Origin of the sequence: Streptomyces sp. NPDC050549 (assembly GCF_040655035.1) — a bacterium.
Classification (GTDB): Bacteria; Actinomycetota; Actinomycetes; order Streptomycetales; family Streptomycetaceae; genus Streptomyces.
Map to the genome: position 1 here is coordinate 105018 of NZ_JBFAJD010000017.1, position 25246 is coordinate 130263.

Below are 25246 nucleotides of genomic sequence, written 5' to 3' on the forward strand. Positions count from 1 at the left end.
ATGTCGACCACTGACCCGCGCCCCCCGCGGAAGTCCGAATCGCCCACCTCCGGACCCGAGTTGCGGGCACGTGATCTTCATCTGGCCTACGACGGACGGCCCGTGGTCGAGAATCTGAACCTCACCGTGCCGACCGGCCGGATCACGGCCGTCGTCGGCGCCAACGCCTGTGGGAAATCGACCCTGTTGCGGGCGCTCGCCCGGCTGCTTACCCCGCGCCAGGGCGTGGTGGAACTGGACGGTGTCGCGCTGCGTTCCGTGCCGACCCGTGAACTCGCCCGCAAACTCGGCATCCTGCCGCAGACGCCGGTGGCACCGGAGGGGCTGACCGTCCTCGACCTGGTGGGCCGGGGCCGTTCCCCGCACCAGACCTGGTGGCGGCAGTGGTCCGCGGCCGACGAGGAAGCCGTGCACGCGGCCCTCGAGGCGACGAACCTCACCGAGCTGGCGGAGCGTCCGGTCGACGAGCTCTCCGGCGGCCAGCGGCAACGCGCCTGGATAGCCATGGCAGTTGCCCAGGGCACCCCCGTCCTGCTCCTCGACGAGCCGACGACATATCTCGACCTCGCCCACCAGATCGACGTACTCGACCTGATCACGGACCTCAACCGGCGCGAGGGCCGCACGGTGGTGATGGTCCTGCACGACCTCAACCAGGCCTGCCGGTACGCCGATCACGTCATCGCCATGAAGGCCGGCCGTATCGTCGCCGAGGGCGCGCCTGCCGACGTCGTCACCGAGGCCACCGTGGAGGACGTCTTCGACCTGCGCTGCCGGATCACCCCCGACCCGGTCAGCGGCACCCCGCTGGTGATCCCGCTGGGACGGCACCACCACGACGGCGCCGCCCCGGCCGACAAGTCCGAGGACACCGTCACGACCCGGTGAGGACTCCGCCGGGGACCGGGTTCAGAAAGGTGTGTCACTTCTCGCGCAAAGTGACACACTTTTCTGAACCCCACCCCGCCCGGCGCGACACGCCGACCGGCGGGGGCCGGTCGGCTCAGGGGCGGGACGTCAAGTACCCGCCCATCGTCCGGAAGTAGTCGCCGGCCGCGTACTCGGTGCCGTCGTCAGTGCGCACCCGGCGCACCAACAGCCCACGGCCGCGCCCGGTGTGGGCCTCGGGGCCCGCCACTATGACCACGCCGTCGCCCTCGCGGATGAAGATCCGGCCCGGGGTGCCGCCGTAGCGCCCCTCCGAGACGGCAGCCGAGACGATCCGGAGCCGCCGGCCGCGATGGAAGGCGTAGGCGTTCGGGTACGGGTCCGACTGGGCCCTGACAAGGCGCTCCAGGCGTTCGGCGGACCAGCTCCAGTCGATACGGCTGTCCTCCGCCGACCGCTTGTGGAAGAAGCTGGCTCGGCCGCGGTCCTGCGGCACCCACTGGCCGGCGTCGCGGCCCGAGGCGATCAGGTCGAGCGACTCGCGCACGATGGGCGCGATGAGGTCGACGGTGCGGTGGAACAGGTCGGTCGCCGTGTCGGTGGGCCCGACCGGGACCGAGCGCTGGATCAGGATGTCCCCCGCGTCGAGTTCGCCGTTCATGCGGTGCGCGGTGACGCCGACGCGCGGCTCGTCGTTCAGGAGCGCCCAGATGATCGGGGAGAACCCGGCGTACGACGGCAGCAGCGAGTCGTGGATGTTGAGGGTGCCGTGCGGCGGGAGGTCGAACAGCTCGGGGGGCAGCCAGGTCCGCCAGTTGTTGGCGACGATGATGTCCGGCCGCGCTTCCCTTACGGCGTCGAGGAGTTCGGCGTCGTCGGGGCGGTTGCGCAGCAGGACGGGGACGTCGTTCTTCTCGGCGAGTTCGGCCACGCTGTCGTCCCAGATCTTCTCGTAGGCATGCTCACTTCTCGGATGGGTGACGACGGACACGACCTCGTGGTCGGAGTCCAGCAGCGCCTGCAGCGTGCGGTGACCCCAGGTCTGATAGCCGAGCATGACGACCCGCATGACGGTCCTCCCCTTCAACGACTCATTGCAAGGTAAGCCTTACCTTATCTAGCATTGGGCTGCCTGAGGGAGGCGATGCCACGGTGAAGTCACCGCTCATGGATTCCGAAGTGGTCCACGACATACTCGGAATCGGATTCGGTCCGTCAAATCTCGCTCTGTCCATAGCGGTTGAGGAGCACAACAGGAGCCTTCCGGCAGACAGCCGTCTGGGCGCCCTGTTCCTGGAGCGCCAGCCGCGCTTCGGCTGGCACCGGGGCATGCTGATCGACGACGCCACGATGCAGGTGTCGTTCCTCAAAGACCTGGTCACACTGCGGAATCCGACCAGCGACTACAGCTTCCTCTGCTTCCTGCGGGAGCAGGGCAGGCTGATCGACTTCCTGAACCAGAAGACCCTCTTCCCGCTGCGCGTGGAGTTCCACGAGTACTTCGAGTGGGCGGCCGAGCGGGTCTCCCACCTCGTCTCCTACGGCAGCGAGGTCGTCTCCGTCGACCCGGTGCGCGGCGACGACGGCCAGGTCGCCCTCTTCGACGTGACCAGCCGGGACCTCACCGGGAACGGCGCGCCGGTGACCCGTCGGGCCCGCAACATCAGCGTGGCCATGGGTCTCGAACCGCATGTGCCGCCGGGTCTCGAACTGGGCGAACGCCTCTGGCACAACAGCGAGTTGATCCCCCGCGCGACCGAACTGGCCGACGCGGGGCAGCCGGTGCGGCGGGCCGTGGTGCTCGGCGCGGGCCAGAGCGCCGCCGAGGCGGTGGACTATCTGCACCGCACCTTCCCGGACGCCGAGGTGTGCTCGGTGTTCGCCAAGTACGGCTACACCCCGGCCGACGACAGCCCGTTCGCGAACCGCATCTTCGACCCGGAGGCGGTGGACGTCTACTTCTCGGCACCCTCAGAGGTCAAGCAGTCGCTGCTCGACTACCACCGGTCCACCAACTACTCCGTGGTGGACATGGAGTTGATCGAGGCCCTGTACGCCACCGCGTACCGGGAGAAGGTGGCGGGCCGCGAGCGGCTGCGCTTCCTGAACGTCTCGCGGGTCCGCGCCGTGGATGCCGGAGCGGACGGCGGTCTCGACGTCGCCGTGGAGTTCCTGCCCACCGGCGAGAAGCAGGTACTGCCCGCCGACATACTGGTGCTCGCCACCGGTTACCGGCCCCGCGACCTGGGTTCACTGCTCGGCGAGGCGGCCAAGCTCTGCCTCCGGGACGACGGCGACGAGATCCGCGTGGGCCGGGACCACCGGGTCGAGACCGTCCCGGAGGTGACCGCCGGCCTCTACCTCCAGGGCGGCACCGAGCACACCCACGGGCTGACCAGCACCCTGCTGTCGACGGTAGCGGTCCGGGCGGAGGAGATCCACCGCTCGGTACAGGCGACGAAAGCAGCCGTCTGAGGCCCCCATGGCTCCCCGGGCCCGGAGGGTACGGTCCCTTCCGGGCCCGGGGTTCTTGCCTGCGACCGGCGCGGCCGGGCATGTCGTACGGGATCACGAGTAGGGGCCATGGGTCCAGCGGCCGTTCGTCATCGTGGCGTGCACCGGCATCGCGCGCAGGGTGTCCGGATCGGCGTCCAGCGGGTCCACGTCCACGAGCACCAGGTCGGCCGGGTCCCCGACCCTGATCAGCCGGCGGCCACGGGCGGCGGCGACCAACGCGTCCGGTACGGAGAGGCGTTGCTCCGGATGCCAGGCGGGGCGTTCGTCGTCGGTGCGGCTGACCGCCGAGGCGATGGCGAGCCAGGGGTCGAGCGGCGAGACCGGGGCGTCCGAGCCGAACTCCAGCCGTGCGCCCGCCGCGAGCAGGTCGCCGTAGGCGAAGGCTCGTTCGGTACGTCCGGCCCAGTGCCGGTCCGCCACGTCGCGGTCGTCCGTCGCGTGCCGGGGCTGGACTCCCGCGATCACCCCCAACTCGGCGAATCTCGGGAGGTCTTCGGGGCTCAGCAGCTGCGCGTGCTCGATCCGGCCGCGACAGCGCACCGCCTCGAAGGCGTCCAGGGCAACGGTGTTGGCGCGGTCGCCGATGGCGTGCACCGCGGGTTCCATGCCGTGCGCGGCGGCGTGGCGCATCAGCCGTACGAGCTCGTCGGGGGCCGTCTGCTCGATGCCGTGGGCGCCGTCCGTGCCCTCCAGGCCCGGGTAGGGGTCGCGGCACAGGGCGGTGCGGGTGTTGAGCGAGCCGTCCGTGAAGAGTTTCAGCGGGCCCACCCCGACCAGGTTGCCGACCTCGTCGCCCGTGCGCAGCCCGCGCTTGATCGCGGCGTCCAGGTAACTCGGATACACCGCGGCCGACACCCGTACGGCGGGCCGGAATCGGGCCGCGCGGCGTTCCCAGTCCGCGACCGTGTCGCCGAACTGGAAGTCGATGACACCGGTGACTCCGCGCGCGGCGGCGGCGCGGCAGGCCTCTTCGATCCAGCCGTCGAGCACCTCGGCCGGGGTCGCGGGGAGCGCGGCGAGGACTTCATGGGCCTCGTGTTCCCTGATCAGACCGGTGGGGTGGCCGGCGCGACCGACGAGGGCGAGGCAGGCCGAGTTGAACCACGCGGCATGGAGATCGGCGCTGACCAGGGCGACGGGCCGGCCGGGCAGCACCGCGTCGAGCAGTGCCTTGTGCGGGGCGTCGGGCCACAGGCCGTCGCGGAACCCGTAGCCGTAGAGCACCGTGCCGTCGGCCGCCCCGCCGTGTGCCCGGACGAGGTCTGCCACCGCCCGGGCGGAGGCGGTTCCGGCCAGGTCAAGGCGGTGCCGGGCGCTCGCCCATTCCGCGAGGTGGACGTGGGCGTCCCACAGGCCGGGCAGCAGTACCCGCCCGTCGAGATCGACGACCGGTTCACCGCCGGGCCCGGCGTCCGTGTCCGCGCCCGTTTCCGGGACGATGTGGGTGATCCTGCCGTCCGCCACCCGCAGCCGGGCAAGCGGCCCGCCGGCACCGAGCCGAACCCGGGCCAGGGTCCGTGCGGGCGCCGGGGCGCTTGCGGTGTCTGCCATGTGGAACCCCCCAGGTGAACTTAGGGTTACCTTACCTCCAGTTCAGTGCCGGGCCGGGCCCAGCCCGGCGATGACACCGGTGACAGTGTTCACGACATCCCCGACGACCGTCGCCACCGGCTGCACCGCGTCAACGGCCGGCGCGGGCGCGGGCGCGGGATCCGGTGCGGGATCCCCACAGCAAGCGACCTGCGCGGCGCGGGGCGCGTTCTGCGGTTGATCCTGCTGGGGAGGATCCGTGGGAGGCGACTGCGGCACGCCACCACCCTCAGGTGCCGTCGGAGCAACACTGCCGGGTGCGTTGCCACTTCCCTCCCTCTTCCCTCCGTCCGCCGGTTCGCCGCCCTCGGCCCCCTCATCGGCGGTGGCCCCGAGCGCCCAGCGCTGCCCGGCGGACCCGTCCCGTCCCGCCAGCACGACCCGCGCCCCCTTCTTCCCGTTCTCGGGAGCGACGGCCAGCCCCTGGCTCCAGCGGAGCAGCAACTCTCCGCGGACCGTCAGGTCGTAGTGCACCTCACCCGCGTGCACCAGGCACCCGGCCAGCGTGACCGTGCCTCTGTCGGTGTCGGAGGCGAGGCAGAGTCCGGGATCGTCGAGGCTGCGCAGCAGACCGTCCTGGTCGTACGACCACTGCTGCGACCCGGCGGTGGAACACGCGGCCAGGGCGACGACCGCGCCGTTCCGGACCCGTCCGCCGGCCACGTCGAGGCAGAGCCCGGAGGCGAGGGCACGCAGCACGCCCTGTTGGACGACTCCCGCGCCGACGGAACCGGCAGCCGACTCGGCACCGGCCGACGAGGGCGCCGCGACCGGGCTCTGGTGGGACGAACTGCCGCTGGGCGCACCCCAGGTGGCCTGCGGATCGGGGGTGTCGCTCCGAGTCCAGCCCTTGGAGACGAGCACGGTCGCGAGCAGCGCGAGGGAGGTCAGCCCCACGACCGCGGCCTTTGGGCGTCTTCGCGGGAAGGCGAGGACGCCGTCAGGGGTGGGGCGGTGGCGGCCCGTCGGGCGGCGGACGGCACGGGCGGCGGTCCCGGGCGTCGCGCGGCCGGGCCGCGAGTCGAGATACCGGCGGGCTCCCCAGCCGAGGACGGTCTCGGCGAGCAGCACTTCGAGGCCCCCGTCGAAATGGCTCAACTGCTCCGCCGCGAAACGGCAGTAGCGGCATGTCATGAGGTGCCGTTGCACATCGGGCAACAGACTGCCGCCGCGGCGGATCGGGACGTCGAGGAGGCGGTTGTAGTAGCGGCATTCCGGGGTCGGCGCGAGTTCCAGGTGGGCACGGACACAACCCGCCCTGAATTGTTCACGCGCCTGGTCCAGCGCGGCGGTCGCGGTGGCCTCGTCCACACCCAGCAGACCGGCGGGTATGGTTATGGGTTCGGCTTCGACCTCGGTGTGCCACAGCAGGCATTGGGAGGCGCCCGGCAGCCTGCCGAAAGCACGTTCCGCGAGCTTGCGCCTTTCGGGGGTCCCGGGCCTCGCCGCGCGTAGACCCCGGCCGCCAGTGGGTTTGCGAAGTTCCGGCAACAGCGCGGGAATTCGCTCATCGGCGGCCCACTTCTTCACCATCTCCCGGACCGCCACAAGGAGTTGGGGCCGCAGGGCGCCACCGGTCACGCGGCCGGCGAGTATCTGGTGGAAGGCGGCACTCGCCACCATGGACGCCGAACTCTCTGCGGTGGCGAGGCAGATGACCGCATATTCACTTGTCGCCTGCCAGTGGCGCGCGAGCAGCAGAGCGACGGCGCGAGTGCCCGCGGCTTTGTCGCCGAGTTGTGCCACGAGATTACGGTCCGACTCCCCCGGACTCGAACCGGGGCGAGGCGGGAACGGAGGGCGTGGGGGGTAGGGGGATTGCACGGGACCATTTCCTTCCAAGCCGCAGGACGGCACACGAATGCCCGACCATCGGAAAGCAGGCGCTTGATTGGTGCATACCTATGAGATGTCAGAAACAACCCTGACCATTGCCTTCTCACAGCCGACCTCATGAGGTGGCTCACACTCGCACAAGCGCCCGACAGGAAACAAGGAGTTAGGGTGACCGATGTTCAAAACGCTGTGAATTCAGATTGGTTACCGGCGGTATCCACAGGCCTCTACACGAAATCTCCAACTCTCCATCGAACTAAGAGCTCGCGCAGATTGGCAGCGCAGGGAGTCCCGAGAGCAAGGGGCACAGGTCCCAGGGCTTCGGCGTAGTCGGCGGGCGTCCGTTCTGTAATCACTTGTGACGAAGAGAGCGAGAGCGGAAGGTTTCTACTCACGTCTGTTGCGCCCGGGAACCCCTGCGTCTTCCCCCGCACCGTCGGGTGGAGCGAGCCGACTGCGTTGGGAGATGATCCCGTGCGCGGCTGAAGAGGCAGGTACGGACGCGGACGACGCGCGTGCATGGGCTGAGCGGCTGGGTTGGGCGTTCGGGCTCATCGCGGAGGATCCGGCTGTGAGAGGTGCCGCGCTCGTCCATCTGGCCGAAGCCCAGAGGAAGGTCACGGACGCGCTCGACCGGTCCAACGAGATGTGGCTGCTGACGCGGCCCCTGGGAGCGGACGAGCAGTACCAGGAGCCGGCCTTTCGGCAGGCACTCCAGAGGCATTGGCAAGCCCGGAGGCGTTCGCTGCCTGACGGGGTGTGGAATGGCCCCGCGGGCGGGGATCTGGCGACGTGGCCGGGGCTGCCCTATGCGCTGCTCTTTCTGGAGTGGGAGGCGAGGTATCCGCTGGAGTGGACGCAGCATGCGAAGGCGTGGGGTACGAAAGAGACCCTGATCCGTAAGGTGGCCCGTGCTCCCCAGGAGGAGGCGATCAGGGCGAAGCTCACCGACCTGGTCGAGCTCGTCGTCCACCGGGCGTGTCGCTGCAAGGATCGCGAATACGTGCGGGTGGCCCGGGCTGTCGACAGCGCTGACCTACGGGGCAGGCTCGATCGGGCGGCCGGTTCGGACAGTCCGTGGGCCCGGTGCCACGCCGGGTATGTGCTCTGGCTCCTTGACCGCCCTGACATACCGAACACCCGTCGTGTCTGGCAGACCTGGGTGGCAGGCGAGGCTGCGTCGTTGCTGTGACCCGGGGCGAATACAGAGAAGGTTCACGTGATCATGGAGTGCTCCATGGCCAGTGACCTGTCTGGAAGACCGTGCCTGCCGACGCATCACCCCTGATTCCGCCTGCCCTTGACCGGCTCCGCGAGCAGTCCGACGTCGGGCCCGGGGAGGTGCCCGGCCTGCTGGAGCGGCTGGCTCAGGTGCCGGATCCGCGCGATCCGCGCGGCGTACGCCATGCCCTGGCCGTCGTGCTCACGCTGACCGCGTGCGCGGTGCTGACCGGCGCGACCTCGCTGCTGGCGGTCGGCGAGTGGATCGCGGACGCGCCGCCGCACATGCTGGAGCGACTCGGCGTGCGCCCCGATCCGGTACTGCCCCGCAGGCTGGTGCCTTCGAAGGCGACGGTCCGCCGGCTGCTCACCCGCATCGACGGTGACGCCCTGAACCGGGCGGTGGGCGGATGGCTTGCCGACCGCCGGCCCGAGAGCACCGGGCTTCGCGGACTGTCCGTGGACGGCAAGTCCCTGCGCGGTGCGGCGAAGCTCAGGGGCGGAGGATCCATCTGCTTGCCGCGGTGGAGCACACCACCGGGCTGGTCCTGGCCCAGCTCGACGTCGGCGAGAAGACCGGTGAGGTCACCCGCTTCCGGCCGCTGCTCGACACCGTCGCCGACCTGGCCGCAACCGTGGTCACCAGCGACGCGCTCCATACGCAACGCGAGCCCGCCGCCTACCTCCTGGGCCGCGGCGCCCATTACATCGCGATCGTCAAGGGCAACCAGAAGAAGCTACGCAGGCAGCTGAAGTCCCTTCCCTGGAAGGACATCTCCTTCCAGGGCTGCACCCGGGGCACCCGACACGGCCGCGCGGAGATCCGCCGGATCAAGATCGCCACCTTGAACTACTTGCTCTTTCCCGGCGCCCGCCAGGCCGTCCAGATCAAGCGCCGCCGCACCGACCGCAAGACCGGCAAGACGACCATCACGACCGTCCGCGCGGTCACCAGCCTGACCGCCGAGCAGGCCAACCCCGTCCGACTCGCGAGACCGATCCGCGACCACTGGAAGATCGAGGCCCTGCACCACGTCCGCGACACCACCTTCGCCGAGGACGCCTCCCAACTGCGGACCGGCAACGCACCCCGCGCGGTGGCAACCTGGCGCAACCTCGCCGTCGGCGCCCTCCGGCCGAGCGGCGTCAAGAACATCGCAGCCGGCCTCCGTCGCAACGCACGCGACGCCCGCCGACCCATCGCACTCCTCGGTCTTGCGTGATCACAAAACGGTCGTCCACCGACTGCGCCGAAGCCTCGGCACAGGTCCCGGTGATCACGGAGCTGCGACGCTCTGTGACCGCTGGGGAGATTGTGCCCGTCCTGCCGTCATGGCTGACCGACCCGCTCTGGGACCAATTCGCGGCGCTGTTGCCCGAGCATCCTTCGGTCAATCCGATCCACCCGCTGGGCTGCCACCGCCGCCGCATCAGCGATCGGCAGTGCCGCCGACAGGCGTCATGGTCGTCAGTCCGTTGCCTTTGGCCGCCAGTCGGAGGCCCATGCATCGAGCTGGGCGAGACGTTCGAGAAGGGTCCTGCCCTGTCCGGTGAGCAGGTAGCCTTCGCCGGCGTGCTCGACGAGGTCGGCCTGTCCGAGCTCACGAAGCCTGTCTGCCAGGACGCTTGATGAGACGCCGTCGCATCGTTGCTGGAGCTGCCGGAAGGTAGGAGTTGAGTCGTCCCGGAGTTCCCATAGGACTCGCAGCGCCCAGCGTCGCCCCAAGAGGTCCAGGAGCGCCATGATCGGGCGCCCGGTGTTCGAGCCACGGACCCGTCGGCCTGGAAGTGGTGCTTGTCGTGCCATCTGCTTCCCTTTCAGAGGCGCCAATGTTAGCGTGCCGACACGCTTCTGAAATCGAAGCAACCACGGAAGCAGCCGCCGCGCAGCGCAGAGATGGATGGAGTGAAGCTCTGATGAGTTCGTTGTCCCCGGACGTCGCCAAGGCGCTGATCGATGGTGGGCTGGACCCGGAGTACGTGACTTCGGTGATCATGGTGGCCCTGGACGAGGACCTGGCCGACGGGCCGGACGTCACGACCGAGGCCACGGTCTCTGCGGACGCGACGGACACCGCGGACTTCACGGCGCGCGCCCAGGGCGTCGCTGCGGGGGTTCCGGTGGCCGCGGCGGTGTTCGACCTGGTGTCGCAGGGCACGGCGAAGATCCAGCAGGTGGTGAAGGACGGCGATCGGGTGGAGCCCGGCACTGTGCTCCTCACAGTCACCGGCGCCACGCGGGGTCTCCTTACTGGAGAACGCACTGCGCTGAACCTTCTGTGCCACCTCTCCGGGGTCGCTACTCAGACCCGACTGTGGGTGGACGCGGTGGAGGGCACCGGCGCGAAGATCCGCGACACCCGTAAGACGACCCCCGGATTGCGTTCTCTGGAGAAGTACGCGGTGCGGTGCGGCGGTGGCATGAACCTCCGCATGTCGCTGTCCGACGCCGGTCTGGTGAAGGACAACCACGTGGTGGCCGCCGGCGGTGTCGTCGAGGCCTTCGCGGCGGTGCGCAAGGCGCATCCGGGGCTGCCGATCGAGGTCGAGATCGACTCGCTGGAACAGCTGCCCGGCGTACTCGCGGCCGGCGCCGAGCTGATCCTGCTGGACAACTTCACGCCGGAGCGCATACGCGCGGCGGTGCAGATCACCGGGCGCAACGAGCTCTACGGCCGGACCCGGCTGGAGGCGTCGGGCGGACTGACGCTGGACCTGGCCCGCGCCGTCGCCGAGACCGGGGTCGACTACCTCTCGGTCGGCGCGCTGACCCACTCGGCGCCGATCCTGGACATCGGCTCGGACTTCCGCGAAGAAGGGAAGTAGCTCCGTGCTCCTGACCATTGACGTCAGCAGCACGCAGACCGTTTGCGGACTGTTCGAGGGCGAGGAGATCGTCGACCACTGGCGGGTGGCCACGGATCCGCGCCGGACGTCTCCCCAGCGGTCACAGAGCGTCGCAGCTCCGTGACCACCGGGACCTGTGCCCCTTGCTCTCGGGACTCCCCGCGCTGCCAATCTGCGCGAGCCCTGAGGGAGGCACACAGGGAACTCCGAGGTTTCTCTCGGGATGCTCTCATCGCCGTGGACCACGATGAACCGCATGATCGCCCCCCACTCTTCAGCCACCCCCGCACCCGCCCGCGTCCCCACGGTCCGCAAGGCGGTCGTGCCGGCCGCCGGGCTCGGCACGCGGTTCCTGCCCGCGACGAAGGCGACGCCCAAGGAGATGCTCCCGGTCGTCGACAAGCCCGCGATCCAGTACGTCGTCGAGGAGGCCGCCGCGGCCGGACTCGACGACATCCTGATGGTCACCGGCCGGCACAAGCGCGCCATCGAGGACCACTTCGACCACGCCTTCGAACTGGAACAGGCCCTGGCCGCCAAGGGCGACACCGTGCGCCTGGACGCCGTACGCGATCCCGCGCGCCTCGCCGACATCCACCACATCCGCCAGGGCGACCCGCTCGGCCTCGGCCACGCGGTGCTCTGCGCCCGCCACCACGTCGGCGACCAGCCGTTCGCCGTCCTCCTGGGCGACGACCTGATCGACCCGCGCGAGACCCTGCTCAGCCGGATGCTGGAAGTCCGCGAGCGGTACGAGGGCAGCGTGGTCGCCCTGATGGAAGTCCCGGAGGAACAGGTCCACCTGTACGGCTGCGCAGCCGTCGAGCCGACCGGCGAGGACGGTGTCGTACGCGTCACCGGCCTGGTCGAGAAGCCGTCCCGCGAGGACGCGCCGAGCCGCTACGCCGTCATCGGCCGCTACGTCCTCGACCCCGCGATCTTCCCCACCCTGGAGCGCACCCCGCCCGGCCGCGGCGGCGAGATCCAACTGACCGACGCCCTCCAGGAGTTGGCCGCCGACGGCACGGTCCACGGAGTCGTCTTCGACGGCCTGCGCTACGACACCGGCGACAAGGCCGACTATCTGCGCACGGTGGTCCGGCTGGCCTGCGACCGCCCGGACCTGGGGCCCGAATTCGTCGCCTGGCTCAAGGAGTTCGTGGAGGGACTGGAAGACGCGGCCCCCCGGAGCGAGAACGGGCCCGAGAGCAGGAGCTCGCGGTTCGCGGCCTGAACTCCACACGCACGAGGGCCCGGTCACGCCGTAGCGACAACCGGGCCCCGGCCTGCCTCGTGACGGTCAGCCGTTCGGCCGGAGGGTCCAGATGACCGTCATCTCGCCCGTCACGGCGCCGTCCTCGCGCTGGATGGCGACGGTGACCGGGAACTCGGGGCGCTCACCCGCGTCGAGTTCGGCGACGACGTCGGCGGCGGGGCGGCCGAGGGTCGCGGTGGCCTTCACCGGCCCCAGGGCGATCTTCTTGAACGCGATCTCGGCGTTGACCGGGAGCGGCACGGCCCGCGAGAGCTGGTCGCCGAAAGCGGCGAGGACGATCGCGCCGCTGGCGGACTCGCCGAGGGTGAACATGGCACCGGCGTGCGGCCCGCCGACGTGGTTGCGGTACTCGCTCTGGTCCGGCAGGGCCAGCACAGCCCGCTCCGGACTGGTCTCCAGGTACTCCAGGTTCAGCGTGCGAACCATGGGAACCGTGGCGGCGAGCAACTCGCCGATGGACATCTGATCTGCGCTCATGGACGGCATGTTACCCGTGGGTAGCCAAGTCGGGCCAGACCTGTGCACAGGCAAACACCGCCCGGTCCCCGAGTTGGTACGACCCTGACAAGGGCCGGTGACCCCACCGTGTCCCGTGCCGCACTAGGGTTACTGCCCATGTGGCCAGGACAGCAGCCGCCCGGGGGCGAGCAGAACCCGCAACAGAACCCGTACCAGCAGCCGGGGTACCAACAACCGAATCCCTATCAGCAGTCCGGATACCAGCAGCCCAACCCCTATGCGCAACAACCGCAGTGGGGTGCTACGGGTCCCGCCGGCGGACCGCAGCCGCCGCAGGGCGGGGGCGGCGGAAACCGGACGAAGCTGGTCGCGATCGTCGCCGCCACGGCCGTCGTCGTGGCCGCCGGGGTGACCGGATTCCTGGTCCTGGGCGGGAACAAGGACGACAAGGCGGACGGCGGCAAGGACAGGTCGAGCCAGTCGCCTTCGGCCTCCGCGGACCCGAGTTCCTCCTCCTCCGGTTCCGACGACAACCCGCGCGGCACCGAGACCGAGCAGCCGACCATCGCGGGCTGGAAGGTGGTCGTCAACCAGAAGTACGGCACCGCCTTCGACGTCCCGGCGGACTGGGAGGTCGGCAAGCCGGGCACCTTCACCTTCTTCGAGGACGAGCAGAAGGGCGACGGCTCCCCGTACATCGGCTTCTCGGCGCCCGCCTACCTGAAGCAGAACTGGTGCGAGTCCGACGACAACAAGGACGGCACCAAGGAGACCTCGTCGCTGGCGTCCAGCGGCACCAAGGGCGAGGACGGCGCGAAGGACACCGCGAGCACCGCGCGCGGTGACGCCGCGGCGTTCGCGTTCGGCGGGTACACGGACCAGAAGGACTCGTCCAAGAAGTACCTCAAGATCGGCGCGCCGAAGCCGTACACGACGAAGTCGGGTGTCACGGGCAGCGTCGCCACCTCGTACACGACCGGTGTGCCGAAGAGCGGCAAGTGTTCCTCCGACGGCAAGGCAACCACGTTCGCCTTCAAGAACTCGGCGGACGACTTCGTCTCCTGGACGCTCTACGGCGCCAAGGGTGTCAGCGAGGAGATCCCCGACGCGACGGTGCAGAAGATCCTCAGCACCGTGCGGCTGCACGGGGACCCGACGGGCAGCACCAGCTGACGGCCCTGGCCGTTCGGCTCGTTTCTGGCCGCAATCTGTTTGGCAGGGACAGGTCGGGGCGGCGATAGTCGGCCGGTGAACGCCACCGCCGCCCTCCGTCATCCGCACCGTCCCGACTGGGCGGGCCGCAACTACACCCTGCTGACCACCGCCGCGGTGGCGACCGGTCTCGGCGGCAGCGGTGCGCTGATCGCCGCCGCGTTCGCCGTGCTGGACGCGGGCGGCGACAGCGGTGACGTGGGGCTGGTGGCCGCCTCGCGCACACTTCCGCTGGTGGTGTTCCTGCTGGTCAGCGGGGCGCTGGCGGACCGGGTGCCCCGGCATCGGGTGATGGTCGCGGCCAACGCCCTCAGCTGTGTCTCGCAGGCGGCCTTCGCGGTACTGGTCCTCGCCGGTGAGCCCCGGCTGTGGCAGATGATGCTGCTGGCCGCGCTCGGCGGGACCGGGCACGCGTTCTTCGGTCCGGCGGCCGAGGGCATGCTGATGTCCACGGTGAGCGGGGAGCAGGCGGGCCGGGCGTTCGCGGTGTTCCGGATGGCGATGCAGGGCGCGTCGCTGGGCGGCGCGGCCCTGGGCGGCGCGCTGGTCGCGGTGGTCGGCCCGGGCTGGGTGCTCGCGGTCGACGCGGCGATGTTCGCGGTCGCCGGGGCGCTGCGCTCCTTCCTCGACGTGAGCCACATCCCGGCGCGCGCGCCGGGCGGCGGGATGCTGGCCGATCTACGGGACGGCTGGCGGGAGTTCGTCGGCCGGCCCTGGCTGTGGTCCGTCGTCGTGGCGTTCTCCGTCGCCAACGCGGTGGTCGGCGCGGCCGACGGTGTCTACGGCCCGCTCGTCGCCCGGGACAGCCTCGGCGGCGCGGGTCCCTGGGGTCTGGCCCTGGCCGCGTTCGGCGCGGGCACGGTCGCCGGTGCGCTGCTGATGACCCGCTGGAAACCTCGCAGACTGCTCCTCGCGGGCATGCTCTGCATCTTCCCCCTGGCCCTCCCGTCCGCCGCGCTCGCGGTACCGGTGCCGGTCGGTGTCCTGTGCGCGGTGATGTTCGTCGCCGGGGCCACCGTCGAGGTGTTCGGGGTGTCGTGGATGACGGCGCTGCACCAGGAGATCCCCGAGGAGAAGCTCTCCCGGATCACGGCGTACGACTGGTTCGGCTCGATCGCGCTGGTGCCGGTCGCCGCCGCGGCGGCGGGCCCCGCGGAGTCGGCCTTCGGCCGGACGGCGGCCCTGTGGGGGTGCGCGGCCCTGGTCACCCTGGTCACGGCGGGAGCCCTGTGCGTGCCGGAGGTAAGGAACCTGCGCCGGCGCACCGGATCACCGACTCACGCCGAACCGGAGACCGCGAACGGCTCAGCCGATCCCGAACGCTCCGTCGGGGGGTTCGGGTGACGGTACGGCGTCCTCGTCCCGGACTGGTCGCGCGCCGCCGATGAAGTCCCGTACCGCGAGGCCGTGTTCGAGCCGCGCCGGGAAGGCGTCCGAGGCCACGAGCCGGGTCAGCGCCACCGTGTCGACCGGCCGGTGGGCGGCGACGAGCACCGCGTTGCCGAACCGGCGTCCGCGCAGCACACCCGGTTCCGCGATCAGCGCCAGCTCCCCGAACACCGCGCCGAACGTGGCGAGTTGGGCGCGCAGGAACGCGAAGGGAGCGGCGTCCGCGAGGTTGGCGAGGTAGTACCCGTCGGCCCGCAGCACACGCTCGGCCTCGCGGGCGTACGCCACGGAGGTCAGGTGTGCCGGAACCCGTGTCCCGCCGAAGACGTCCGCGACGATCACGTCCGCCGAACCGTCCGGCGCCGCCTCCAGCCACGCCCGGGCGTCGGCGCCGTGCACGGTGACACCGGCACCGTCCGGCACCGGCAGATGCTCGGCGACCAGCTCCAGCAGCCCCAGGTCCGCCTCCACGACGTCCTGCCGCGAACCGGGCCTGGTCGCCGCCAGATACCGGGGCAACGTGAGCGCCCCGCCTCCCAGATGCACCACGTCCAGCGGGCGCCCCGGCTCCGCGACGGTGTCCAGCACATGCCCGAGCCGCCGCGCGTACTCGAACTCCAGATGCGTCGGCGCGTCCAGGTCCACATACGACTGCGGCGCCCCGTCGACGGTCAGCAGCCAGGCCCGCGCCCGATCCAGGTCGGGCATCAGCTTGGCGGTCCCGTGATCAACGTCCCGGGTCACGGGTATCGGCTCGTTCACGGGTCCATTGTGCCGGGGTGGTGGGAGGCGGCGCGGTGGTACGGGCCCGTCAGACCCCCCACACCTCCGCCACCTCCGCCGCGTGCGCCGCCGCCTGTTCCCGCCCCGCGCGGGCGGCCGGCGCCCGTACCGCCGGGTCGAGCGGGTTGCGGCCGAACACCTGCTTCGCCTCAGGGGACGGCATGACGGCGACCGCGCGGGCTCCCTGTGCCAAGAGCCGCCGTGTCTGGTCCGCCGCCGAGGCGAGAGGGCCGCCGCCGACTGCCATCGGGGCGAGGACCACGACCCGGTCGTAGCCCTCGGCGAGGTGGGCGTTGGCGGGTGAGTGGATACCGCCGTCCATCCAGACCCGGTCCTCGACGGCGACCGGGGGCCACACACCGGGAACCGCGCAACTCGCGGCGACGGCGTCGACGAGGGCCGTCCCGCTGTCCTTGTCGAAGACCCGCAGCTCCCCGGTCGCGGTGTCCACCGCCGTGAGGCGCAGGGCACGCTCGGGCCACTCCGGCGAGACGAGCCGGCTCTCTATCGCGGCGCGTCTCGCCGCCGCGTCGGGCGTCCTGGCTGCGAGTGCCGTACGGCCCAGCTTCCGGCCGTACGCCTCGGGAGTGCGCGAGGTCAGGGCCGTCGCCACATAGCGGAACAGCAGGCCGATCCCGAGTCGGCCCGGGATCTCGCCCTCGGGGGCCGCGAGTTGACGCTCGTAGAGCTCCTTGAGCGTGCCCGCCGCCAGTTGCGCGCCGACGGCCGAACCGGCCGACGTACCGATCACGACATCGGCGTCGCCGAGATCCACGCCCGCATCGCCCAGGCCGTACAGCATCCCGGCCATCCAGCCGATACCGCTGATGCCTCCGCCGCCCAGCACAAGTGCCTTGCCCGCCACGGTGCCCCCACCTCTCCATCACTCGCCACGACTGCCTCCGCGATCAAGTCTGGCGCACGGCACTGACAATGACCGTCGCGGGTCGGACGGGACCACCCCACCTCGAACGCGCGAAGGTGCCCGCCCCCGTAGGGACGGGCACCCCGCTCATTCAGCAGACCTCGGTCACCGTGCCCGCGCCGACCGTCCGGCCGCCCTCGCGGATCGCGAAACCGAGCCCCGGCTCCAACGGGACCTCACGACCCAGCTCGACCGACATCGTGACGGTGTCCCCGGGTCGCGCTACCGCCGTCTCGCCGAGGTCGATGTCGCCGACGACGTCCGCGGTGCGGATGTAGAACTGCGGCCGGTAGCCGGTCGACACCGCGGTCGTCCGGCCGCCCTCGCGGGCGGACAGGACGTACACCTGCGCGGAGAAACGGCGGCTGGGCACGACGCTGCCGGGTGCCACGACGATGTGCCCGCGACGGACCGCGTCACGCGGCACCCCGCGCAGCAGCAGCGCCACGCTGTCCCCGGCCTGCGCCTCCTCCATGGGCTTGCCGAAGGTCTCCAGTCCCGTGACCACCGTCTCGACGGCGGCCCCGAGCACTTCGATCCGGTCGCCCACCCGGACCGTGCCGCGCTCGATCGCGCCCGTGACCACCGTTCCGCGTCCGGTGATGGTGAGCACGTTCTCGACCGGCAACAGGAACGGCGCGTCCAGATACCGCTCGGGCATGGGCACATACGTGTCCACGGCGTCGAGCAGCGCGTCGATCGACGCCGTCCAACGGGGGTCCCCCTCAAGGGCCTTGAGGCCGGACACCCGTACGACGGGTACGGAGTCGCCGCCGTAGCCGTTCGCGGTGAGCAGTTCGCGGACCTCCAGCTCCACGAGGTCGGTGAGCTCCTCGTCACCCGCGTCGGCCTTGTTGAGCGCGACCACGATGTGGTCGACGCCCACCTGCCGGGCGAGCAGCACGTGTTCGGCGGTCTGCGGCATGATCCCGTCGAGCGCGGAGACGACGAGGATCGCCCCGTCGAGCTGCGCGGCCCCGGTGACCATGTTCTTGACGTAGTCGGCGTGGCCGGGCATGTCCACGTGCGCGTAGTGCCGGGTGTCGGTCTCGTACTCGACGTGCGCGATGTTGATGGTGATGCCGCGCGCGGCCTCCTCCGGCGCCCGGTCGATACGGTCGAACGGGACGAAGGTGGACGCTCCGCGCTCGGCGAGGACCTTGGTGATGGCGGCGGTCAGGGTGGTCTTGCCGTGGTCGACATGGCCCATCGTGCCGATGTTCAGATGCGGTTTCGTGCGGACGTATGCCGTCTTGGACATGGCGGTACCTCGAAGCCTGGTGAGGGAAGTGCGGGGACCCCGAGGACTCGCCGACCCTCCCCCTGCGGGGTCCGCCGGACGATCCGGAGAGGGTCAGCTTCGGGCGCCGTCGACTGCGGCGACGAGTGCGGGAACGGCAGCCTTCGGGGCATCCGCGACCGCGGATGCTGCGAGGTGGAAGGCGTACCGGAACATGGCTCCGATCATTGCCGACGCTTTGCCCCACGTCGAACGATTTATCAGCAGCGGGGACTTGAGGGGTCGTTGTTCTTCAGGGACCGACGGTCTTCAGGGACCGATGTTCTTCAGGGCCTCGCGCACCGACAGCGGCGCGAACCGCCCCTTCTCCCGGGCCAGGAAGCCGCGCACCGCCTCCGGGTCGGTCTTCGCGTACTCGCGCAGGCACCAGCCGATGGCCTTGCGGATGAAGAAGTCGGGGTGTCCGGACTGGCGCAGGCAGTACGCGAAGAGGCGTTCGGCGTCGGTGCGCTCCTTGTAGCGCAGTTGGTGGAGCAGGGCCGTACGGGCGACCCACAGGTCGTCGTCGACGATCCACGCGTCCATGTCGGCCGTCAGCCTCGGATCGGCGGCGACCAGGCCTCCCACTACGTGGGAGGCGAGTGCGTCGACGGTGTCCCACCAGGGGACCGTGGAGACGAGATGCCGGGCGATCGGCAGGAAGCCGGACGTGCAGTACCTCACATGGCGGCGCAGGTAGTCCACCGCGAAGTACTGGTACTCGCGCTCCGGCAGTTCCCAGCAGCGCAGGGCGATCGCGGTGCAGTCGGTCTCGTCGGGGCGGGGCGTGCCCTCCAGGACCGCGCGGGACAAAGCCCTGCGTACGGGCGTGGTCAGACCGAGGAAGGGCGCGATGTCCTTCATGTAGGCCCGCATCGGCACGGCCCGCTCCGGGTCGGCCGCGGCGGCGTAGGTGGCAGTGAGCCGCTCCAGGACGGTGTCGGCGAGAACACTGCCCGGCACCTTCGGGGTGCCCGCACCTGTGACGCTCATGAGACGAACCATACGGCGATCACATACACAGGTCGGTTAGGGTCGCCGACATGCTCGCCGATGCCACCACCCGCTCTGGGGGCACCGCCACGACCACTCCCCAGGCCGCTGCCAAGATCACTGGTACGGAGCTCGCCGCCGCAGTCGTGACCGTCCCCACGGGCACGTCCGTCGTCACCGTCGCGCCCCTGCTGCCCGTCGCACCGACCGGCTTCGCCGCGCGCTGCACGAGAGCCCTGTTCTCACCGTGGTCCCGGCTGTCGCTGCTCCTCGTCCTGCTCGCCGGGGCGGCTTCGACCGTGCTGCTCTTCCACCCGCAGAGACTCCTCTCCGACGGCTGGCCACCCCAACTCACCGGCGCCATGGCCGCGTTGGTGTTCGCCGCCGCCTACGGCCTGTGCAGTGTGGCGTTCGTACCGCGCCCGCTGCTCAACCTCGCGGCGGGTGCGCTGTTCGGCTCCCAGCTGGGCACCGCCTCGGCGCTGGCGGGCACGGTCCTCGGGGCCGGGATCTCCTTCGGTCTCGGCCGTGTGCTGGGCCAGGACGCGCTGCGCCCGCTGCTGCGGGGCCGATGGCTGAAGGCCGCGGACGGGCAGCTCAGCAAGCACGCCTTCCGTTCGATGATGGCGGCGCGACTCTTCCCGGGACTGCCGTTCTGGGGCGTGAACTACTGCGCCGCCGTCTCACGTATGCGCTGGATGCCGTTCCTGATCGCGACGGCGCTCGGGTCGCTCCCGAACACCGCCGCGTACGTCGTCGCCGGCGCCCGCGCCTCCAGCCCCACGTCTCCGGCGTTCCTGGTCGCCATGGCATGCATCGCCCTGCCGGCCCTCGGCGGCGCGGTGGTGGCCTGGCGCAAGCGCCACCACCTGCGCGGCGACTGAACGACCGGGCGGGTCAGACGGCCTCCATGATCATCGCGTTGGCGAGACCCCCCGCCTCGCACATCGTCTGCAGCCCGTAGCGCGCCCCCCGCTCCCGCATCGCGTGCACGAGCGTGGTCGTCAGCCGGGTGCCGCTCGCGCCGAGCGGATGGCCGATCGCGTCGGCGCCCCGCGCGACGTCCTGGCCACCCGGCTGCGCCGCCTCGTCGACGCCGGGATCCTCACCCGGCGGACCTACAGCGAACACCCGCAGCGCTTCGAGTACCGGCCCACGGAGGCAGGTCTCGAACTGGAGCCGGTCCTGATGACCCTCATGGCATGGGGCGACCGTCATCTCCGAAAGGATCTGCTCGACCGCCCGATGGTGATCGAGCACATCTGCGGCAACGAACTGGTCCCGACTGTCACCTGCGCGGCCTGCGGAGCCCCGGTCCGCCACGAGGATCTGACGGCCCACCCGCAGGCACCGGGCTGGACCGTGACGGGCCCGGCAGCGGCGTAGAAACCGCTCGGCCTCAGACGGCTTCCTTGTGGACGTCGTAGACGTCCAACCGCCCGCACATCCCGAACTTCCCGTACGCCGAAGGCTGTTCGGCCCGTACGGCGGCGTCCGCGAGGTGGGAGAAGTCGCCCCGGTCGAGCCTGTCGAGCTGCTCTCCCGTGGCCGCGGCGGCGGCCCGCGCTCCCCGCTCCCAGCGCTCGCGCCACTCCGCGAGCCGGGGCCGTACCAGCGCGGCGGCGGCCCGGTGGAACGCGGCCAGCGCTTCCGGGCCCTCGGCGGAACGCAGCGCCTGGTAGCCCTCCAGCGCGAGGTCGCGCCGGGCGCGGGCGATCCGTTCCTGCTCCGCCTCGGGCGCGTCGGCCGGGATCACGGTGGCGGCTGCGTACGTCTCCGGGTCGGTGAGGTACTGCGGGGGCAGCGTGAGCACCGCGTCCCCCGCCTCGGGCAGCCCGCTGTTCTGCATGAGGACGGTGATGCGCAGGTCGCCCTCGTTGACGAGGCGGTGGATGGTACCCGGCGTGAACCAGGCGACCGTTCCGGCCGCGAGCGGTGTGACCTCGCACCCGGAGGCCGTGAGCGTCTGCACCGCACCGCGCCCGCCGGTGACGACGTACCCTTCCGAACAGATCAGGTGCATATGGGGAGTTCCGCCGCACACTCTGTCGTCACCGTCGGCTTCGGCCGGCCAGTCGTAGACGGACAGATGCGAGACGGCGACCCCGCCCGGCAGTCCGCCGAAACCCTCCGCGCTCACCACGGCCGCGCCTCCAGGTACTTGGCGATCTCCTCCCGTTCCCATGCGCCGTCGGCCACCACGACCCGGTAGCGCCGGGTGAGCGTGTCGCCGGGGTCGAGCACCAGCTCGTCGTAGAAGGCGTAGGAGGGGGCGATCCCGGCGAACGGCTCGTTGCGTACGAACCAGTGGGCGGGGTGGGTGCCCCGGGCGCCCGTGCGGTCGTTCTCGGGGGCGTGCTCGAAGACGATCGTCGCGTGGCCGTCGCTGCCGTCGTGTTCGCCGGAGACGGCGAGCCAGGGGCCCTGGGAGCCCATCAGCTCGGGGCCCTCGCCGTCGGGGCCGATGATGCGGCCGTCGCGGAAGGCGCGCGGGCCGCGCCAGAACAGGCCCGTGTAGCCGGCCGCCTCGCGCCCGTGGGTGGTCGGGCTGCCGAACAGCAGGGGCTCGTCGCGGCGGTTCGTCACGGCGCTCGTCCAGGTCAGCGCCCAGGAGCCCGACTCCGTGTCGACGTCGTGCACCTCGATCCGGCGCTGTTCGTCGGCCCAGAGTTCACCGCTGTAGGGGTGCCAGGTCAGCCGTTCGGCGATGACGAGGCGTTCCTCGCCCGAGTCGATGTGGGTGTCGATCTCGTCGAAGGCGACATGGGCCATCGACCCGACCCGCTCGGGGAGTTCGAGATACCCCTCGCCGTGAACGTAGGTGTTGCCGCCCCACAGATTCTGGCCCGACAGGTGCGAGGCGGTGAACTGCAGGCCCTTGTGCCAGCGGTGGTCGTTGGGCCGGTAGTCCGTGACGATGTCGCCGGCCAGCGTCCTGATCGGGTGGAGGTACGGCTTCGGCGCCTCCCAGGCCGCCTCGGGCCGGTAGACGTAACTGAACAGCTCGACGCCGGTGGACGGTTCGGTCACCGTGATGCGGTCGCCGTGGGCGTGGACGATACGCAGGCCGGTCATGCCGACACCTCCTCGCGCGCCACGGGCGCCCAGCCGGGGGCGCCGCCGTGCAGCGCCGTGTAATAGGGGTCGCCGGGGCCGATCTCGCCGGCCCGTACGGTCGTGTCCGTGAACGCCGACTTGTAGAGCGCGGTGATCAGCTCCAGGCTGGTGCGCCCGTCGGTGCCGCTGCTGCGCGGACGCTCGCCGGCCCGCATGCTGACGACGAGTTCCCGCAGCTGCTCCAGGTGTGAACTCGGCACGTCGGGACCGAAGTTCTGCCAGGCGGCGGCCTCCTCGCCCGAGACGTCCGGGGCGGGGGTGATGCGCCAGTTGTCGTTGCTGTGGCCGTACAGGTGGGTGAGTTCGACGGTGGCGCGCTCGCAGTCGATGCGGATGCGGCTGACCTCGTCGGGGCTCAGGACACTGTTGACGACGGTCGCCATCGCGCCGTTCGCGAAGCGGACCAGGGCGGTCGAGACGTCCTCGGTCTCCACGTCGTGGACCAGCCGCCCGGCCATGGCCCTGACCTCGCTCCACGGTCCGAGCAGATCGAGCAGCAGGTCCATCTGGTGGATGCCGTGTCCCATGGCGGGACCGCCGCCCTCGGTCGCCCAGCGTCCGCGCCAGGGCACGGCGTAGTAGGCGGTGTCGCGGTACCAGGTGGTCTGGCAGTGGGCCACGAGCGGCCGGCCCATGACCTGCTCGGCGAGCAGCCGGCGCACATGCCGGGTGCCCGAGCCGAAGCGGTGCTGGAAGACGATGGAGGCGTACGGCCCGCCCGCCTTGCCCTCTTCGTCCTCCACGGCGTCGAAGTCGGCAAGTGTGGGCACCGGCGGCTTCTCGCACCACACCCAGGCACCGGCCCGCAGCGCGGCGACGGTCTGCGCGCGGTGCAGGGTGGGCGGGGTGCAGATGGTGACGAGATCGGGCCGCTGTTCCCGGAGCATCTGCTCCAGGTCGGTGTAGGCGTGCGGAATCCCGGCCTCGGCGCAGAAGGACTCGACCGCGGTGGCATCGATGTCAACGGCCGCGACCACCTCGGTCTCGCCCTCCTCGGCGAGCCGGGCGAGCGCGGGGAAATGGGAGCCGCGGCCGATGGCACCGGCGCCGACCACGGCAGCCCTGATGCGGCGGCCGGTGAGCGGCGGCAAGGGCTGGAACGCCCCGGGGTTGGTGGCGGGTGTGGACATGGGCGTGATCAGCACTCCTCCGGAGACAGCGAGCGCATCCAGCAAGCGCTTTCCTCCGCTGCAACGTATGCGCCGCCCCCGCGCCTGGTCAACACCGCACATCCGGAGTCGCCCGACCGCCCGCGAAACCCCTGTGTCCGGCCTGTCATACCGGGACGCTACGCTGCCCCTCATACACACTCGATCACCGTGCGCGGCCTTTTGGTGTGTCCTTTGCCCCTCCGCGAGCAACACTTGGACGCCGTAACTCCATGTCTTGGTTTGAATCCCTCGTCCTCGGCCTCGTCCAGGGGCTGACCGAGTTCCTGCCCGTGTCGTCCAGCGCGCATCTGCGGCTGACGGCGGCCTTCTCCGGCTGGAAGGACCCGGGCGCGGCCTTCACGGCGATCACCCAGCTCGGCACGGAGGCGGCGGTGCTGATCTACTTCCGCCAGGATGTCGGGCGGATTCTCGCCGCGTGGTTCCGGTCGCTCACGAACAAGGAGATGCGGCGCGACCACGACGCCCAGATGGGCTGGCTGGTGATCGTCGGCTCCATCCCGATCGGTGTGCTCGGGGTCACGCTCAAGGACCAGATCGAGGGACCGTTCCGGGATCTGCGGATCACGGCCACCATGCTGATCGTGATGGGCGTCGTCATCGGCGTCGCCGACCGCCTCGCGGCCCGCGACGAGACGGGCGGCCGGCACCGGGCACCCAAGCAGCGCAAGACACTGGTGGACCTGAACGCCAAGGACGGCCTGCTGTACGGCCTCTGCCAGGCGATGGCGCTGGTCCCCGGCGTCTCCCGCTCGGGCGCGACCATCAGCGGCGGCCTGTTCATGGGCTACACCCGTGAGGCGGCGGCCCGTTACTCCTTCCTCCTCGCCATGCCGGCCGTACTGGCCTCGGGCGCCTTCGAGTTGAAGGACGCGGCCGAGCAGGGACACATCGCGTGGGGGCCGACGATGTTCGCGACGGTGATCGCGTTCGCGGTCGGATACGCGGTCATCGCCTGGTTCATGAAGTTCATCTCGCACAAGAGCTTCATGCCGTTCGTCTGGTATCGCATCGCCCTCGGCATCGTCATCATCGCGCTGGTCACGGCGGGCGTACTGAGCCCGCACGCGGCCGAGTCGGCGGGCTGAACTACCGCTCGGGCAAGGCGAGGGCCCAGGGCTCAGGGGCGATTCCGACGCCGTTGGCGACATAGGCGATGGTGCGGTACCACCCGGCCAGTACGAGGAGTTCGAGGACCTCCTGCTCGTCGAGGTGCTCCCGCAGGCCGGACCAGACGGGGTCGCTCAGCCGTGCGCCGGCGTCGAGTTCGTCGACGGCCCGGAGCAGCGCGGACTGCCGTGCCGACCAGGCCGGGTCGTCCGGGGTGCCGGTCGCGGTCAACGTGACCTGTCCGGGGGTGAGTTGGGCGGCTTCGGCGTACGCCGCCATGTGGACGCCCCACTCGTAGGCGCAGCCGGCGCGGGCACAGACGCGGGCGATCACAAGTTCACGGTCGGCGGCACCCAGACGGCCGTAGACCAGGAGGCCGGCGCCCAACGCCCGCATGCGGGAGGCGAGTTCGGGGTGGCGTTCGAGGACCTTGAAGAGCATGAGGGGTTCGTGGGCGACACCGGGCGGCATCCAGCGGTGCAGGGCGCGGTCGGTGTCGGGGGTGCAGGGCGGGGTGACTCCTTCGATGCGCTGCTTCATGTCCACCGACTCTTGCGCTTCTGAAATCGAAGCGCAAGAGTGGAGCAGGCGCAGTCAGAAGATCGCCACGAGTCGGGCGAGGTGGACCTGTTGGA

The 25246-nt window shown here is 70.8% G+C and carries 23 protein-coding genes and 5 pseudogenes; 14 read left to right on the forward strand and 14 right to left on the reverse strand.

Annotation, left to right across the window (positions count from 1 at the left end):
• Positions 1–888, forward strand: a complete 888-nt coding sequence (locus tag AB0I51_RS24655) for an ABC transporter ATP-binding protein (protein ID WP_362978508.1) — start codon at positions 1–3, stop codon at positions 886–888.
• 115 nt (positions 889–1003) lie between these two features.
• Here the strand turns inward: AB0I51_RS24655 and AB0I51_RS24660 are convergent, their stop codons facing one another.
• Complete coding sequence (locus AB0I51_RS24660) at positions 1004–1957, reverse strand: methionyl-tRNA formyltransferase (protein WP_362978510.1); 954 nt, start codon at positions 1955–1957, stop codon at positions 1004–1006.
• An 83-nt stretch (positions 1958–2040) separates the two neighbouring features.
• On the opposite strand from AB0I51_RS24660, the gene AB0I51_RS24665 reads away from it, so the two are divergent.
• Positions 2041–3363, forward strand: a complete 1323-nt coding sequence (locus AB0I51_RS24665; protein WP_362978512.1) for a lysine N(6)-hydroxylase/L-ornithine N(5)-oxygenase family protein — start codon at positions 2041–2043, stop codon at positions 3361–3363.
• 93 nt (positions 3364–3456) lie between these two features.
• Here AB0I51_RS24665 and AB0I51_RS24670 read toward each other — a convergent pair whose 3' ends face one another.
• Together AB0I51_RS24670 and AB0I51_RS24675 are read right to left on the reverse strand one after the other, a co-directional pair.
• Positions 3457–4956 carry an amidohydrolase gene (locus tag AB0I51_RS24670; RefSeq protein WP_362978514.1) on the reverse strand — a complete coding sequence of 500 codons (1500 nt, stop codon included), beginning with the start codon at positions 4954–4956 and terminating at the stop codon, positions 3457–3459.
• Positions 4957–4998: 42 nt separating this feature from the next.
• Positions 4999–6741, reverse strand: coding sequence for an RICIN domain-containing protein (locus AB0I51_RS24675; RefSeq protein WP_362978516.1), 1743 nt, complete (start codon positions 6739–6741; stop codon positions 4999–5001).
• 556 nt (positions 6742–7297) lie between these two features.
• Between AB0I51_RS24675 and AB0I51_RS24680 the strand changes: the two genes are divergently transcribed.
• The 4 genes and pseudogenes from AB0I51_RS24680 to AB0I51_RS24695 form a co-directional block, all read left to right on the forward strand.
• Complete coding sequence (locus tag AB0I51_RS24680) at positions 7298–8023, forward strand: hypothetical protein (RefSeq protein ID WP_362978518.1); 726 nt, start codon at positions 7298–7300, stop codon at positions 8021–8023.
• A 179-nt stretch (positions 8024–8202) separates the two neighbouring features.
• Positions 8203–8409: pseudogene (locus AB0I51_RS24685) on the forward strand (transposase family protein); the annotation flags it as partial.
• Between the two features lie 167 nt (positions 8410–8576).
• Positions 8577–9275 (forward strand): ISAs1 family transposase, encoded by a 699-nt coding sequence (locus tag AB0I51_RS24690; protein ID WP_362978520.1) that lies wholly within the window; start codon positions 8577–8579, stop codon positions 9273–9275.
• A gap of 92 nt (positions 9276–9367) precedes the next feature.
• Positions 9368–9493: pseudogene (locus AB0I51_RS24695) on the forward strand (IS5/IS1182 family transposase); the annotation flags it as partial.
• 27 nt (positions 9494–9520) lie between these two features.
• Here the strand turns inward: AB0I51_RS24695 and AB0I51_RS24700 are convergent.
• Positions 9521–9796, reverse strand: a complete 276-nt coding sequence (locus AB0I51_RS24700) for a helix-turn-helix domain-containing protein (RefSeq protein WP_362978522.1) — start codon at positions 9794–9796, stop codon at positions 9521–9523.
• 173 nt (positions 9797–9969) lie between these two features.
• On the opposite strand from AB0I51_RS24700, the gene nadC reads away from it, so the two are divergent.
• From nadC to galU, 3 genes and pseudogenes are all read left to right on the forward strand, one after another.
• The gene (gene nadC, locus AB0I51_RS24705; protein WP_362978524.1) at positions 9970–10878 is read left to right on the forward strand and encodes a carboxylating nicotinate-nucleotide diphosphorylase; all 909 of its coding nucleotides are present in this window, start codon (positions 9970–9972) and stop codon (positions 10876–10878) included.
• A gap of 4 nt (positions 10879–10882) precedes the next feature.
• Positions 10883–10996: pseudogene (locus tag AB0I51_RS24710) on the forward strand (type III pantothenate kinase); the annotation flags it as partial.
• 159 nt (positions 10997–11155) lie between these two features.
• Complete coding sequence (gene galU, locus AB0I51_RS24715) at positions 11156–12133, forward strand: UTP--glucose-1-phosphate uridylyltransferase GalU (protein WP_362978526.1); 978 nt, start codon at positions 11156–11158, stop codon at positions 12131–12133.
• A 66-nt stretch (positions 12134–12199) separates the two neighbouring features.
• On the opposite strand, the gene AB0I51_RS24720 is transcribed toward galU, so the two are convergent.
• Positions 12200–12637, reverse strand: a complete 438-nt coding sequence (locus tag AB0I51_RS24720; protein WP_327407361.1) for a DUF4442 domain-containing protein — start codon at positions 12635–12637, stop codon at positions 12200–12202.
• 153 nt (positions 12638–12790) lie between these two features.
• Here AB0I51_RS24720 and AB0I51_RS24725 point away from each other — a divergent pair, with 153 nt between their 5' ends.
• Together AB0I51_RS24725 and AB0I51_RS24730 are read left to right on the forward strand one after the other, a co-directional pair.
• Positions 12791–13807, forward strand: a complete 1017-nt coding sequence (locus tag AB0I51_RS24725) for a hypothetical protein (RefSeq protein WP_362978528.1) — start codon at positions 12791–12793, stop codon at positions 13805–13807.
• Between the two features lie 75 nt (positions 13808–13882).
• A complete protein-coding gene (locus AB0I51_RS24730; protein WP_362978530.1) occupies positions 13883–15190 on the forward strand; it encodes an MFS transporter in 1308 nt (435 codons plus the stop codon).
• On the opposite strand, the gene AB0I51_RS24735 is transcribed toward AB0I51_RS24730, so the two are convergent.
• The 4 genes from AB0I51_RS24735 to AB0I51_RS24750 form a co-directional block, all read right to left on the reverse strand.
• Positions 15152–15997, reverse strand: coding sequence for a fused MFS/spermidine synthase (locus tag AB0I51_RS24735; protein WP_362978532.1), 846 nt, complete (start codon positions 15995–15997; stop codon positions 15152–15154). The two genes, AB0I51_RS24730 and AB0I51_RS24735, sit on opposite strands and share 39 nt — an antisense overlap.
• A gap of 49 nt (positions 15998–16046) precedes the next feature.
• Entirely contained in the window at positions 16047–16883 is an 837-nt protein-coding gene (locus AB0I51_RS24740) for a patatin-like phospholipase family protein (protein ID WP_362978534.1), read from the reverse strand.
• Between the two features lie 151 nt (positions 16884–17034).
• Positions 17035–18204, reverse strand: coding sequence for an elongation factor Tu (gene tuf / locus AB0I51_RS24745; RefSeq protein WP_362978536.1), 1170 nt, complete (start codon positions 18202–18204; stop codon positions 17035–17037).
• A 288-nt stretch (positions 18205–18492) separates the two neighbouring features.
• Positions 18493–19215 carry a DNA alkylation repair protein gene (locus AB0I51_RS24750; RefSeq protein ID WP_362978538.1) on the reverse strand — a complete coding sequence of 241 codons (723 nt, stop codon included), beginning with the start codon at positions 19213–19215 and terminating at the stop codon, positions 18493–18495.
• Positions 19216–19265: 50 nt separating this feature from the next.
• Here AB0I51_RS24750 and AB0I51_RS24755 point away from each other — a divergent pair, with 50 nt between their 5' ends.
• Positions 19266–20099 (forward strand): TVP38/TMEM64 family protein, encoded by an 834-nt coding sequence (locus AB0I51_RS24755; RefSeq protein WP_362978540.1) that lies wholly within the window; start codon positions 19266–19268, stop codon positions 20097–20099.
• Positions 20100–20112: 13 nt separating this feature from the next.
• Here AB0I51_RS24755 and AB0I51_RS24760 read toward each other — a convergent pair.
• Positions 20113–20268 (reverse strand): annotated as a pseudogene (locus AB0I51_RS24760) (steroid 3-ketoacyl-CoA thiolase); the annotation flags it as partial.
• On the opposite strand from AB0I51_RS24760, the pseudogene AB0I51_RS24765 reads away from it, so the two are divergent.
• A pseudogene (locus AB0I51_RS24765) lies at positions 20260–20601 on the forward strand (helix-turn-helix domain-containing protein); the annotation flags it as partial. The pseudogenes AB0I51_RS24760 and AB0I51_RS24765 sit on opposite strands and share 9 nt — an antisense overlap.
• Positions 20602–20614: 13 nt before the next feature.
• Here AB0I51_RS24765 and AB0I51_RS24770 read toward each other — a convergent pair.
• Genes AB0I51_RS24770 through AB0I51_RS24780 form a run of 3 tightly spaced genes read right to left on the reverse strand, consistent with a single transcriptional unit; the run spans position 20615 to position 23462 of the window.
• Positions 20615–21358, reverse strand: coding sequence for a cupin (locus tag AB0I51_RS24770; RefSeq protein WP_362978542.1), 744 nt, complete (start codon positions 21356–21358; stop codon positions 20615–20617).
• A complete protein-coding gene (locus tag AB0I51_RS24775) occupies positions 21352–22290 on the reverse strand; it encodes a PmoA family protein (protein WP_362978544.1) in 939 nt (312 codons plus the stop codon). The genes AB0I51_RS24770 and AB0I51_RS24775 overlap by 7 nt, the downstream gene beginning before the upstream one ends.
• Positions 22287–23462, reverse strand: a complete 1176-nt coding sequence (locus AB0I51_RS24780; RefSeq protein WP_362978546.1) for a Gfo/Idh/MocA family oxidoreductase — start codon at positions 23460–23462, stop codon at positions 22287–22289. Before AB0I51_RS24780 ends, AB0I51_RS24775 begins: the two co-directional genes overlap by 4 nt.
• Before the next feature lie 251 nt (positions 23463–23713).
• On the opposite strand from AB0I51_RS24780, the gene AB0I51_RS24785 reads away from it, so the two are divergent.
• On the forward strand, positions 23714–24589 hold the full coding sequence (locus AB0I51_RS24785; RefSeq protein WP_362978548.1) for an undecaprenyl-diphosphate phosphatase: 876 nt from the start codon (positions 23714–23716) through the stop codon (positions 24587–24589).
• A 1-nt stretch (position 24590) separates the two neighbouring features.
• Here the strand turns inward: AB0I51_RS24785 and AB0I51_RS24790 are convergent, their stop codons facing one another.
• Positions 24591–25151 (reverse strand): carboxymuconolactone decarboxylase family protein, encoded by a 561-nt coding sequence (locus tag AB0I51_RS24790; protein WP_362978550.1) that lies wholly within the window; start codon positions 25149–25151, stop codon positions 24591–24593.
• Positions 25152–25246: the final 95 nt, after the last annotated feature.